The 13,145-nt window shown below is 57.3% G+C and carries 12 protein-coding genes; 3 read left to right on the top strand and 9 right to left on the bottom strand.

All coding sequences use genetic code 11. The features are described 5' to 3' along the window. Window positions 1-318 precede the first annotated feature (318 nt). Both HMPREF2614_RS10755 and lepA read right to left on the bottom strand, forming a co-directional pair. On the bottom strand, window positions 319-1,704 hold the full coding sequence (locus HMPREF2614_RS10755; RefSeq protein ID WP_070560981.1) for a phosphoribosyltransferase-like protein: 1,386 nt from the start codon (window positions 1,702-1,704) through the stop codon (window positions 319-321). A gap of 13 nt (window positions 1,705-1,717) precedes the next feature. Further along, on the bottom strand, window positions 1,718-3,565 hold the full coding sequence (lepA, locus tag HMPREF2614_RS10750) for a translation elongation factor 4 (protein WP_070560979.1): 1,848 nt from the start codon (window positions 3,563-3,565) through the stop codon (window positions 1,718-1,720). A 162-nt stretch (window positions 3,566-3,727) separates the two neighbouring features. On the opposite strand from lepA, the gene HMPREF2614_RS10745 reads away from it, so the two are divergent. From HMPREF2614_RS10745 to HMPREF2614_RS10735, 3 genes are all read left to right on the top strand, one after another. After that, window positions 3,728-4,342, top strand: coding sequence for a type II toxin-antitoxin system PemK/MazF family toxin (locus tag HMPREF2614_RS10745; RefSeq protein WP_070560977.1), 615 nt, complete (start codon window positions 3,728-3,730; stop codon window positions 4,340-4,342). 256 nt (window positions 4,343-4,598) lie between these two features. Then, window positions 4,599-4,865, top strand: a complete 267-nt coding sequence (gene rpsT, locus HMPREF2614_RS10740; protein ID WP_070560975.1) for a 30S ribosomal protein S20 — start codon at window positions 4,599-4,601, stop codon at window positions 4,863-4,865. A 430-nt stretch (window positions 4,866-5,295) separates the two neighbouring features. Further along, window positions 5,296-5,730 (top strand): OsmC family protein, encoded by a 435-nt coding sequence (locus tag HMPREF2614_RS10735; protein ID WP_038628140.1) that lies wholly within the window; start codon window positions 5,296-5,298, stop codon window positions 5,728-5,730. 80 nt (window positions 5,731-5,810) lie between these two features. Here the strand turns inward: HMPREF2614_RS10735 and holA are convergent, their stop codons facing one another. The 7 genes from holA to nadD all read right to left on the bottom strand — a co-directional run bounded on the left by holA (window position 5,811) and on the right by nadD (window position 13,126). Next, window positions 5,811-6,800 carry a DNA polymerase III subunit delta gene (holA, locus tag HMPREF2614_RS10730; RefSeq protein WP_224786602.1) on the bottom strand — a complete coding sequence of 330 codons (990 nt, stop codon included), beginning with the start codon at window positions 6,798-6,800 and terminating at the stop codon, window positions 5,811-5,813. A gap of 65 nt (window positions 6,801-6,865) precedes the next feature. Then, window positions 6,866-8,866: a ComEC/Rec2 family competence protein gene (locus HMPREF2614_RS10725; protein WP_070560972.1), complete on the bottom strand. Its 2,001-nt coding sequence runs from the start codon at window positions 8,864-8,866 to the stop codon at window positions 6,866-6,868. Then, window positions 8,850-9,620 carry a ComEA family DNA-binding protein gene (locus tag HMPREF2614_RS10720; RefSeq protein ID WP_224792254.1) on the bottom strand — a complete coding sequence of 257 codons (771 nt, stop codon included), beginning with the start codon at window positions 9,618-9,620 and terminating at the stop codon, window positions 8,850-8,852. The genes HMPREF2614_RS10725 and HMPREF2614_RS10720 overlap by 17 nt, the downstream gene beginning before the upstream one ends. Window positions 9,621-9,746: 126 nt before the next feature. Further along, window positions 9,747-11,108, bottom strand: coding sequence for a DegV family protein (locus tag HMPREF2614_RS10715; RefSeq protein WP_070560968.1), 1,362 nt, complete (start codon window positions 11,106-11,108; stop codon window positions 9,747-9,749). Continuing rightward, entirely contained in the window at window positions 11,098-11,805 is a 708-nt protein-coding gene (locus tag HMPREF2614_RS10710) for a histidine phosphatase family protein (RefSeq protein ID WP_070560966.1), read from the bottom strand. Before HMPREF2614_RS10710 ends, HMPREF2614_RS10715 begins: the two co-directional genes overlap by 11 nt. 2 nt (window positions 11,806-11,807) lie before the next feature. Then, window positions 11,808-12,266, bottom strand: a complete 459-nt coding sequence (rsfS, locus tag HMPREF2614_RS10705) for a ribosome silencing factor (RefSeq protein WP_070560964.1) — start codon at window positions 12,264-12,266, stop codon at window positions 11,808-11,810. Between the two features lie 89 nt (window positions 12,267-12,355). Continuing rightward, window positions 12,356-13,126 (bottom strand): nicotinate-nucleotide adenylyltransferase, encoded by a 771-nt coding sequence (nadD, locus tag HMPREF2614_RS10700; RefSeq protein ID WP_070560962.1) that lies wholly within the window; start codon window positions 13,124-13,126, stop codon window positions 12,356-12,358. Window positions 13,127-13,145: the final 19 nt, after the last annotated feature.

The following is a 13,145-nucleotide window of genomic DNA, read 5'->3' as shown; positions in this document are numbered from 1 at the left end:
AGATCAACGCACTCTAAAAACGGAAGAGCCCCTTATTCCAAATCGCAAGAATCCTGTCTACTTCAGACTTCATGTCATCAGGGAACGCCTTAACTCGCGGGGTTGCGTATACGCGTTTCCGTAATTCTTGAGCACTCCAGCCTAAGACTGCTGAAAGATTTTTCAAGTTAGCTAACAGGATAGAACCACCTCAAACAGGCTACTATTTGGCCGTTAAGGCCTTGCGAAGCGAGAGCCAATAAGTGTTTACGCATATTATACGGAAACTGGACCTAACCATTAGATTAGAATTGCGCTCAGCGCCCGATAGAGATTACTCTACCACTCTAACCCGCTTGAGGTGGGATGCCAGTTTAACACACGTTCAACATACTCACAAACCTGTTCTGAAACGTGGTCTTGATTGGGGATACCTTCCAGGAGAAAGCACACCCGATGAAAGAATATCTTCCCCTGCGCATTCAACGTAAATCTTCCATTTTTAACCGCAAGCACACCGCATTCTTGCAGGTTGCCTAACTGCCGTGCCAAGTAGGGAAAACCAAAACCCGTAACCCCCCACAGATAAGTAAATGAACGCCAATATCGCAAGAGAGCTAATAAATATAAAGTATTGCTTAAACCGCTAGTATTCAATATTTTTCGCGCATGCTTATCCGCATACATGCCAGCAAAGAACGGTCGATTATAAAAAACTTCTCCCTCACAGTCTTTCAGCCTAGAAATTAACGCCTCCGCCGACCGTGCGGAGGCGATATGTTTAGCAGAAGGAAGGCTAGGGTGTCGATACACTAACGGCAAATTATTCGGCACGGAAAATGTTGATAAATAAAAGACCCCCGATTTTTTCCAACCGAGCATATCCCTCTTTTTAATTTGCTTTACATCTTTAGATTCGGGAAATGGATTCTCCAAAACCTTACGAAATTTTGCTTGAATTTCCCGATTGAACCACGATGAATTATAGGACGAAACCATTCTGCGGAAATAAAACTCTACACCTAAACTATCGTCCGCCCCTCGCTTAACCCCTACTGCATCCTCATCGGCCGCACTATCAATCCCATACCTATCTCGCAGTATTTTGTTTAATTTAAATTTATATTTATTCCGCAGTGAAATAAACGCCATTTCGGAAATCGCATGGATGTATACTTTGATTTTAAGTTTTTTCTCTTGGAACCTTTTCTTTACTATTTTGTTTCTAAAGAAATTATCGATTAACTTAGATAACTGAGAACCCGTTGCGCTAAAATCACATACGATAACAATGATTTTAAGTTGCGGGGGCACCTCCTCCCTTTTTCCTAGCGATTGCCTCTTACTCGACGCATCGTATCCCCTCGACCAGTTCCTAATCATCGAGTAAATAGCGAGTTCACTTCCAGATTCCGGAGACATCACCCATGCCGGATCGTACGAAATAAAGGGGGTCGGCCCTTCAATCTCCCCCGCTTCTCCTGTACCCCCTATTCCGCTTTTCGATTTTTGTATATCACTCAAATCAAATACAGGATATATGCGGACTGAATCCTTTTTCCATTCATCATCCTGAATACTTTTTAAGAAATCAGTTGCACCTTTAGATAAGGTGTCTCGAGTCTCAATTGATAAAAAATCAATTAGATATTTCGCAACTTGCTTATGCTCGTCACTAAATTCGTCAACCCAATCTTGCCGTGTACCAGAATCAACAATCTTCAACTGCTTATTCCCCCTACTTACCGCCCTCGTCAGTGGACAGCGCAGCCACGAATGCCTCCTGTGGCACTGAGACCGAACCGATATTCTTCATACGCTTCTTACCGGCCTTCTGCTTCTCCAGCAGCTTGCGCTTACGGGAAATGTCACCGCCGTAGCACTTGGCAAGGACGTCCTTGCGCAGTGCACGAATGTTTTCACGGGCGATAATCTTCGAACCGATTGCAGCCTGAACCGGGACCTCGAACTGCTGGCGAGGAATCAGCTCGCGCAGCTTCTTGGTCATCTTGTTGCCGTACCACTGGGCGTTGTCGCGGTGGACGATAGCGGAGAAAGCATCGACGGCCTCTCCCTGCAGCAGGATGTCAACCTTGACCAGATCCGCAAGCTGCTCACCGGCATCTTCGTAGTTCAGCGAGGCATAACCCCTGGTACGGGACTTCAGCATGTCGAAGAAATCAAAGATAATCTCGCCCAGCGGCATCTTGTAACGCAGCTCCACGCGGTCTTCCGACAGGTAGTCCATACCGCCCATCTCGCCGCGCTTCTGCTGGCACAGCTCCATGGTGGGACCAACGAATTCACTCGGCACAACGATGGTGCACTTGACCATCGGCTCGTAAATCTCGCGGAGCTTGCCCTCCGGCCAGTCACTCGGATTGTGAACGGTGACCTCGGTGCCGTCCTCAGTGACAACGCGGTAGACAACGTTCGGGGCCGTCGAAATCAGATCCAGGTCAAACTCGCGCTCCAGTCGGGCGCGGGTGATCTCCATGTGCAGCAGCCCCAGGAAACCACCGCGGAAACCAAACCCGAGAGCCACCGAGGTCTCCGGTTCGAATGTCAACGAAGCGTCGTTAAGCTGGAGCTTTTCCAACGCATCGCGCAGGTCAGGATAGTCGGCCTGAGAAATTGGGAACAGCCCGGAGTAGACCATTGGCTTGGGCTCTTCGTAGCCTTCCAGCGGCTCCTCAGCCGGTGTGGCGTTCAGCGTGACGGTGTCACCGACCTTGGACTGACGGACATCCTTCACACCGGTGATGAGGTAACCGACCTCGCCGACGCCAAGACCCTTACACTTCTTCGGCTGCGGTGAGACGACGCCGATTTCCAACAGCTCGTGTTTGGTGCCGGTGGACATCATCTGAATGACTTCACGCGGCTTGAGCTGACCATCAACAACACGGATGTAGGTGACCACACCGCGGTAGGTGTCGTAGACGGAGTCAAAAATCAGCGCACGGGCAGGTGCCTCCGGGTCGCCGACCGGTGCCGGGACGAGCTCACAGACTCGGTCGAGCATCTCCTCAACGCCCTCACCAGTCTTACCCGAAACACGCATGACATCCTTCGGCTCACAGCCGATGATGTGCGCAATTTCCTCCGCGTATTTATCCGGATCCGCGGCTGGAAGGTCAATCTTGTTCAGTACCGGGATGATTTCCAGGTCATTTTCCATGGCCAGGTACAGGTTGGCCAGTGTCTGCGCTTCGATGCCCTGAGCAGCGTCGACAAGCAGAATCGCGCCTTCACACGCCTCTAGCGCACGCGAGACCTCGTAGGTGAAGTCAACGTGACCAGGCGTATCAATCAGGTGCAGGACGATTTCTTCGCCTGCGTGCTTACCTGTGCTCGGAACCCACGGCAGGCGCACGTTCTGAGCCTTAATGGTGATGCCTCGTTCGCGCTCAATATCCATGTTGTCGAGGTACTGATCGCGCATGTCGCGCGCCTCCACAACACCCGAGAGCTGCAGGATTCGGTCCGCCAGGGTGGACTTACCGTGGTCAATGTGCGCAATGATGCAGAAATTTCGAATCCGTGAAGGGTCCGTAAAAGTCTGCTCCGCAAAATTCTTGGTCACGTTGGGTCTACTCCGAAAAATAAAGACGTTATGGGCATTGGGGCGCGGCGTTGGCCGACCCATATGCGCCGGCCTCGAAAACCGACCAGCCGGGCTTAAATACAATCACGCACAATCTTACCTATCGATTCCCTCCGCACTAAACCTCTAGACTTAGATTCCATGAGCTCCACTTCGTCCACCGATCAAAATGAACGCGAAAGCTGGCCGCGGCGCCTGCGTAATCGCATCAGCGCGCGTCTTTTCGCCGGTACCGAGTGGTTCCGCGGCCCCGACACACTCGATGAGGCGCTGTTTAAGCTCAACACGCAACTTGGGCTCGCTCAGGACACCTCGCTTTCCGACGAGTCCAAGGAGGCCCTACTTCGCCTGCGAGACCCGGTGACCATCGCGCGTCCAACCGCGGAACTAGCCCGCACGATCGTGTACAGCCCCGACATGGATGGCCAAGCCGACCCCGGCGAAGTGGTGTGGATTCCATTGCAACTCGAAGGCGAAGACGCCGCCTTGCGGGAGCGCGCAGTTGTCGTGGTTGGCCGCCATGACCAGTACCTTCTGGGCATGCTGATTTCCACTCGCACCGAGCACAGCGAGCAACCGGAGTGGCTCTCTATCGGCAGTGGGTTCTGGAATGAGGACCCCAAGCCGTCGTGGGTGCGGATGGACCGTATCTTGCTCATTCCGGAATCCGGGATTCGCCGCGCAGGTGCGATGATGCCCCGCAGGCGCTTCGAGCTCATCGCCGCCCGACTGCGCGGGGACTACGGCTGGAATTAGGTAGTGGCTGGTATTAGGCAGCGCTGTTTGCTAAGATTCTGCAAGTTGTTTACCGTTGTGTTCCTTTACGGCGAGCGCGGGCAGGACCTTGGGTTCGCGTTTTCATCGTCGTACAAGCGCAGTGCGCGGTGTGATCTCGCTGGTTGATTAGTTTGACCGGCGATGATTGTACAGCACGATATGCACTGTGATCAGGACTTTTCTTGGTGGCGGGCGGTAACAATTCCAACTACTACGGATACAAGAGGTATTCACGATGGCAAATATCAAGTCCCAGATCAAGCGCAACAAGACCAACGAGAAGGCTCGCCTGCGTAACCAGGCAATCCGCTCTGCAGTCCGCACTGAGATCCGCAAGTTCAAGGCTGCTGTTGAGACTGGCGACAAGGCTGCTGCTGAGGCTCAGCTGCGCGTTGCATCCCGCAAGCTGGACAAGGCTGTCACCAAGGGCGTCTTCCACCGCAACACTGCGGCTAACAAGAAGTCCGGTATGGCTAAGGCTTTCAACAAGCTGGAGGGCTAATTCCCTTTTGGCGCTGTGAGCTGTGCTGTTGCAGCGGCTGTTTCAGCGCTGCGCTTGCGTCGTGCAAGCACTGCTTTTACGCCGCGCTTGCACCGTGAAAGTTAACCGCTTTCTGCTATTTTCCGATTTTCAATTCGGAATGTGGCGGGAGGCGGTTTTTCTTATTTAATCCCAATGCGAGTTACTGACTGCGTTTATGTTTGGCGACGGCGGGCCGATGCGAGTTACTGACTGCGTTTATGACAAAAATGGCCTGAAAAATGGCTTGAAAGTGCTATAAACTTACACAGTTTCACATTTGCAGCCCGTTGGGCTGGCCGTGGACCCCGCCTCCCACACTGTTGGTTGTTGATTTCCATCGCTTCGGTTCCAGCACACCAACCTGCGGCCAGCACATGCGGACAGCACAATTTCTACAGGAAGGAAACTCATGCCGAAGACAACTTTCACGACCGTTGCGCACGCCCCTACCAACCTCGAAACCACGGTGACCTCTCGCGACATGAGCTTCACCCTGGACGAGCCGACTGACCTCGGGGGAACCAACAAGGGCATGAACCCGGTCGAGGCGCTGCTCGGAGCCCTCGGCGCCTGCAAGTGCATCGTCGTCCGCTCATTCGCCGCTGCCCAGGGCATCAAGCTCAACGATGTCAAGGTTGAATGCTCTGGTGTGCTCGACCCAGACGGATTCATGGGGAAGACCCCGGAGGCAAAGATTGGTTTCTCCGAGATCCACACCCGCTTCCACATTGATGCCGACAACACGAGGGAAGAACTAGTTGCACTCCTCGACTTTGTCGAATCCCACTGCCCGGTTCAGGACACGCTATCTAACCCGGCTGCATCTTCCTTCGAGCTCGCATAGCGAAGAATCAACGTGACGTAAATGCGGCTAAGTATCGAGGCAAGTCACTGAACTGAAGCTCCCACGGGGACCCGAACTATTTAACGCCGATGGGACGAATACGCCAGCTCCGCGATACGAAGCACCGACTGTTCCAGCGACAGCTCCGGTGTCGACGAGGCTCCCTTCGTGTCCGCATCCAGCTGTGCCGCGACAACCACAGCGCGAGCAACCGCAGGGGTTGACCAGGCTGAAGCTAACCGCTGTGTTTTCTCCAACTTCCACGGCGGCATGCCATAGCGGTGGGCATCTCTACGCGCATTGACACCACGCGCGCCGTGGAGCCGAGCTACATCACCGACCATTCCCGTGATTGCAGCCGACAGCAGTGCCGGTGCCATGCCCAGCTGCAAGGCACGACGCATCTTGGCCAACGCTTCCCCACCGCGACCGCGCAGTGCTAGCTCGGCAATCTCAAAGCCCGAGACCTCCGCCGACGCGCCGTAGTAGGTGCGAACTGCTTCCGAGGTGACCTTGCCCGCAGTATCTGCACAGAGCTGGGAAATGGCAGTGGCCAACTCGCGGAGGTCCGAACCGACCGCATCCAGGACGGTATCAATGACGTCGCGACGCACCTTAACCCCGTGTGCAGCAAACTCTTCGCCGACGAAACCGGGCAAGTCGTTTCTCTTGAGCGGTTGTGCTTCGAAAAAGCGGATGCCTAGCTTACGCAGGTCAGCCACCATCTTCTTCTGACGTCCCTCACCGGTGTGAAGGAGAATCAACGTGATGCCCGGCGCGGGATCCTTTACAGAATCCATCAGCAGCGCCGCTGGTTCCTTGCCCGCATCCTGGCAGTCGGTGACAACCACAATGCGGTCATCCCCAAACAACGAAGGGCTGAAAAGCTCCACTGCGTCGACAGTGGTCATATCCCCTGCACGGATGGTGGTCACAGGCACCGAGCGTCCGCCTGGATCAGACTCCGTTGCCGCCTGCGCGCGGACGGCGGCGACAATGGCGAGGCGGGCGCGGTCTTTCAGGAGCTCTTCTTTGCCCACAATCAAATTCACGGGTGCGACGGCGCTCAATCCCGACCTCTTTTCCGCGTTGATTCCTGCGACTGTTGTTTCTAGCCTACGGGACAGCCCGGATTTCACCTCCCTCGCCAGACATCACCATTCGAATAGAGAGCTTGTGGCCCATCTCGCTGTGGGCAGACCACGGGAATGTGCTCGGGTGTCATTACTGTTTTTCGCACACGTGGCCCACACTCGCGGGCGATAAACCACTGGGGTGAGTGGTGTGCTGGGGGAGCTCTGCCGCTCACTGCTTCAGCAATATATGACGGGGATTCCACCACCACGGTTTCTATCGTGGGATTATCAGCGGCAGCATCAAACGCCTGGGAATACCACGTCTTTTCCTCGGTGAGCCCCAGGGCAATTCGGCACTGCCGGCTGAGCGGAGTCGGTGCAGAGTGGATCTCCGGATCTCGCGCAGAGCGGTCAGCAGAAGCAGCATTGTTACCAGTTTCTCCGACAACACCCGCGTGAATAAGAACGATCTGATTCTTCTCAGCGCAGGCCGCAAGATTCCACCCCTTTGGGGCACGCGCAATGTCGAGGCCGAACACCCAAATAACGGCATAGCTACCGACTGCCAGGACAACGGCACAGGCCCCAGCGCGGAGCGCAAAACGGGGCCAGCCCCAGAGCGTCGTAAAGCATGCAACTGTGAGCGTGCAGGAGACGAGCAACGTGACCGGCCCATCTGCGGGTGCGATGATGCCTGCAGTGAGGTGTGCGACCTGATGAATCCACCACGCGCACGGCGCGGCGCACCATAGCAGAGCGCTGACCAGCCAACTGAGATTCAGCGCGGCGGCAACGGCAGCGAGCGAACCGGCGATAGTAACGGGTGCGACGGCGGGCGCGGCGAGCAGATTCGCCAACAGTGAGATATGGCTGATTTCGCCGATGAGAAGCGCCAATACGGGCATGGTGACCACGTGTGCGGCAATCGATACGGCGATGGCGCGGACTACTGGGGCAGGCCAAGTCCCCATAACGGTGGTGGCGGACAGACGTCTGGCAAGGGGCTCGGCAAGAAGGACTAGCCCGGCGGTGGCCGCGACCGAGAGGGCGAAACCCACTGATACCGATAGGTCTGGTGCCAGGAGAATCAACCCAATAATGCCAGCCGATAGCGCCGCGATCGCTTGGCCAGCTCGTCCTACGAGAATAGCCAACAGCCCAATGCAGCCGGTGACCACTGCGCGTAGCACTGAGGGTTCTGTGCCCACGATTGCTACAAACCCATACAGGGCAACCGCGGCGACTGCGACTCGCACTCGCGGCCCAGCCCAGGAGAAGACCGCCACGACAGCCCCGACAACAAGTGCAACGTTGGCTCCAGAGACGGCCGACAGATGCGAAAGTCCGGAGGCGGTCATCATGTCGCCGTCGGTGAGGCTAAAGCCACGCTCATCGCCGATGGCCATGGCGGGAATGAGGCGGTCGGGGCCAAAGGGGAGATTCTGCGCCGAGTCAAAGAGCTGCTGCCTCACGTCAGCGGCAAGCCCCTGTGGTGGCGCAATGACCTCAACATCTCCGCGTAGGTTCAGCTGGATTCCGCTGATGCAGGGTTTGCTGGCCGCACGTATACCGGCTGTGGATTCAACTACGGTGTCTCTCGTGACCGACAACAGGGACTCGTCGCCAAAAACCGTCACCTGCCCAGGAAGGCCCTCGATGCGCGCCTTCGCACTGGCCCCGAATTCGGTTGCTTTCGGCTCCGTGACCAGGCGCAACTGCACTTTCGCCATCCTGCCAATGTCGTGATGGAGCTCGTGGGCTCGGGCTCGCGCTATGCGGATTCGCGTGGCTACCGCAACGCTGGCCACCGACACAGCTGGCACCAGGATAGTGGCGATCGCTCGCCAGCCGGATGTCACCGCGCCTCTTCCCCATCGCCACGACCAACGCTGCCACGCCCACGGCAACACCACCGCAGTCACGATTGCGCACGGTGCCACAACTATCGCCCATTCTGGGCGCATGATCACTGCCACCGCAGTCGCCCACGCCAACACCGCTGCTGGCACTAGCCGCACATCGAGCCCAGCACGAGCGCGCAGGTCAGACGGTGGCGACATCGCGCAGAGCCTCTACCTTCGCCGGGCCAATTCCCGGAACCTCCTCAAGTGCGTCGATACTCGCAAAAGGCCCGTTCTTTTCCCGAAAGTCGATGATTTTGGTCGCCGTTGCGGGTCCGATTCCGGGCAATTCCTCCAACTGAGTAGCAGTAGCGGTGTTGATGTTGATCTGTCCGTCCGAGCCGCCCGGGCCAGCCCCGCCTGCAGCATCGGTGCCAGAACCGCCAGAAACATCGGCCCCGCCCTCCGCCGTCCCTGCTGGCAGCGCCTCTGCCCCGACCACAATCTGTTGGCCATCAACCAACGGCGTCGCCAGGTTCACACTGGCAGGATTAGCCTCCGGCAAAAGCCCACCCGCACGCTCAATTGCCTCCACCACCCGCGCGCCCGCTGGCACCTCCACCACGCCTGGATTCACGACCAACCCCACCACCGACACAATCAACGGCCCCGCCTGTGCCTGAGCGTTAGTCTCCTTCCCCGGACCGCCCGGTGTCTCCGCTGAGGTTTCGGTCGTCTCCGGTGTCGTCCCCGCGACAGCCGCGTCTTGCACCGCAGGCATCTCTACCTGGGGCGACGACGGCCATACCACCGCCGCAATTGCTCCCAGGGCCAACACCGCAATCACAATGCACGCAGCCATTGCCACCCGCGGCGTCACCACCGCCCGGCGCACGGAAAAGTCCACCGCCATGCGCTTGTCTTGATCAATCGGTTCCAGGTAGTCCGCCAGCCGATTCCGCAAATTCGTCACGATGCGCACACTAGCGCCCCGCCCCACACCGCACTCCCGCGAAAGCACCTGTCGAAGCGTCATCTGTGGATAAAAAATGACCTGTGGAGGTTATCCACAGGTCACATCATCTGCTCAGTTCAGCCGCTATTTCTTCTTCTCATCGCCGTCATCATCACGCTTGTCGCTTGACGACGACTCCTGCGATTTCTCCCCTTCGGTGCCAAATACAGCTCCCTCGGGATCGGACTTATCGCGCAGCGCCAAATCAGAGATAGCCTTCGCCAGACGCTCAGCTTTATCCAGGGCTGCTTGGCGGTTCTCACTCCACGTTGGCAACTTAGAAACCGCCGTGGTGAAAAGCGGAATTCCCTGTTCATTAGTCACGACTGTGCGGTGGATACGCTTATTGCGGTTGCGACTAGCAGCCGGATTCTCAACTACCTTCACCGCAGCCTGATCGGTGATTGGTTCATCCGAGTCAGTGGCGTGAGCGGTTTCAGCTGAACCAACGGAGCCATCCGCCCCTTCCATGTCAGCAGAGTCACCGGGATTGCCTATGTTCCCGGAGTCATCTTCCACTGCGTCGGGGACCTCAGCTTCAACAGCAGCCGCGTCACTCTCCTCCACACTGTGGAGCAGCGCAGTTACTCCCATCTCTGCTTCAAAATCCATGGCATCCGACTCAATCGAACCACCGGAAACCATGCCAACTGCATAGGCTCCCTGCCCGACATGAGCAGCAAGCGACTCCGGCAAATCCAGGATTCTAAACCGGGTATCGTCGGGTAGCTCTTCGGCAAGCATGGCCTGGAGCTCGTGGACGTCGTCAAGCGCGTCGGAATGATGCAGCAATACTGCAGGCGGACGGTTCGCCGATGACGCAGACCGCACCATCTTGGTGGCAAAATCCACCATGCGCTGCTTGACCTTCGCTTCTGTGCGGCACTTGGCGACGAGTGCCAGTGAGCCATCTTTGATGCCGACGATGGGCTTGATAGCGAGAGCCGTAGAGAGCATCGCTTGGCCCGCGGAGATGCGACCACCACGGCGCAGCGAATCAAGCTTTGGTACAAACAACCAGAGTCGATAGCGCTGCAGCACATCACGGGCTACATCGGCCACCTCATCACGACTGGCCCCGGCCCTCGCTGCCTTAGCTGCCGCGATGGCAGCGGCACCGACTCCAGCCCCTACGGTGTCGGTGTCGATAACGGTCACGCGGTCCAGTGCACCAGCAGCGGTGACAGCGTTAGACCAGGTCGCGGACATTCCTTTGCCAAGATGCAGGGCAACAACGCCAGCGTCAGAACCATCCTTGTTGGAGCGTTCCAGCGCACGCGCATATGCGGCGCACAGCTTCAGCGGACTGACTGCCGACGTGGTGACGGCGTCTTCATTGATGTCATGGCCGATGGGAACCACGGTGATATCGAGCTTGCGGGCAACCTCGGGCATCAGGCACGCGGTGTCATCCACAACAATGCGAACGCGACCGTCACCGGGCATGGCGGCCTCCTGCGAAATCAGAAACCTGCGCCTCCCGCTCACGGACCTTTGCGTTAAAAGCATTCAGGTACCAGGAGGTCTCACCATTGACGCGCGTGCGTTGCTCCATTTCAACCCACGCAGTGTTGCCCAGGCCGTTGAACGTGCTGAAGTAGTCGCGCGGCATCTGCAGCAGGGCTGCGGTAGCGGCAGCAATGGCACCACCGTGGGACACGAGCACAAAGGTGTCCGACTCCCAATCGGGGTTAGCTGCTAGCTCAGCAATGACTGCCAGCATTCGGTTGGAGACCTCAAAGCGGGTCTCGCCGCCCTTGGGTGCCCAGTTGAGGTTATGACGCCAGTGGTCACGCATACCGGGAAACGCGGAGTCAATCTCGTCATAGGTGCGCTCTTGCCATTCACCGAGGTTGGTCTCACGCAGGCGCTTATCAAAACTCAACTCTGCGCCGGTGGCCTCAGCTAGCGCGCGGGCGGTGTCAGCTGCCCGGGTCAGGTCGGAGGACACGATTTTTGTGATTCGCGGTTCAGCCTCCGCCAGGTACTGCGCCGCAGTACGGGCTTGCTCGCGGCCAACGTCGGAAAGCTGCGTGTCCAGCTGTCCCTGAATGCGACCGGTAGCGTTATACGACGTCTGCCCGTGCCGCAGCATAATCAGGCGACGTCGAGCGGCAACATGTGCCTCGCGTGAGCCCGCCACAGTTAAAACTCGTCCGTGTCCGGGTTTTCGGCAGCCAGCGGAATCTCGTCGATGGAACGAGCATGGCGGGCGAAATCTTCGCCGTCCTCGTTGCTCGGCTGCTCGACGCCTTCGACCTCGATGCGCGGGCAATCGCGCCACAGTCGATCCAGGCCGTAGAAGTCGCGTTCTTCACTGCGGAAGACATGCACGACAATGTCGCCGTAATCCAGCAGCGCCCAACGTCCCTCACGGACACCTTCGCGGCGAACCGGCTTTGCGCCGAGGTCACGCAGATCGTCCTCAACTTCGTCGACGATTGCGGCAACCAGACGCTCATTGTCAGCACTGACCAGGACGAATGCGTCCGTAATCACCACTGGGCCAGAGACATCGAGAACAACGACGTCCTCACCCTTTTTGCTATCGGCGGCCTTAGCCGCGGCGGTCGCCAGCTCAATGGCGCGTGGTTGTGCAGTCACGAAAGACTTCAGCTCCTTGTGATTAAAAAAATCGTGAAAAACAGCGTTTGTACTTGTAACTTACCGTCTCAGCGGGATTTTGCTAACTTTCAGTCATCGGTATCGGACTTCGCATCCACCGATGCCGCATCCACCGGCGCCGTGTCCTCGGAGGTCGAGTTCACCGATGCGGGGCCCACAGAACCAACTGTGCCCTCAGCAGACTGGTACAGACCACGCTTAGCGATGTACTGGACCACGCCATCCGGCACCAAGTACCACACAGGGCGTCCTGCCTCCGCCCGCTTTCGGCAGTCGGTGGAAGAAATAGCCATCGCGGGAATCTCGATGAGGTGTAACCGTGAGGCGTCAATCCCCTCCAGGTCCTCTGCACGCAGGTGAACTCCTGGGCGAGTGACGCCGACGAACGTTGCTGCGTCGAACATCTCCTCCCAGTCCCGCCACGTCATAATCTTCTGCAGCGCATCGGCACCGGTAATGAAGAACAGATCCGCATTGGGATAGATGACCTTCAAATCCCGCAGCGTATCGACGGTATAGGTCGCACCCGGCCGGTCAATATCAACCCGCGAGACCGAAAACTGCGGGTTCGACGCAGTGGCAATGACCGTCATCAGGTAGCGATCTTCGCTGTGAGAGACCTTTCGGCCGCGCTTTTGCCACGGTTCACCCGTAGGCACGAAAAGCACAAAGTCCAGGTCAAAACGGTCTGCCACCTCACTGGCGGCAACCAAGTGACCATTGTGGATGGGATCAAAAGTGCCACCCATCACGCCAATGCGCTGCTGCGGCGCTTCCGCCGACTTTGCTGTCAACGCGGCATGTACTCGCGACCGCACACTTTTCTTGCGCTTAATCATGACTGGCACTTTACCTGGG

The sequence above is a fragment of the Corynebacterium sp. HMSC074C11 genome (assembly GCF_001809455.1).
Lineage (GTDB): Bacteria > Actinomycetota > Actinomycetes > Mycobacteriales > Mycobacteriaceae > Corynebacterium > Corynebacterium amycolatum.
The sequence above is the reverse complement of the archived record's forward strand: the minus strand, read 5'-3'. Positions and strand labels throughout refer to the sequence as shown.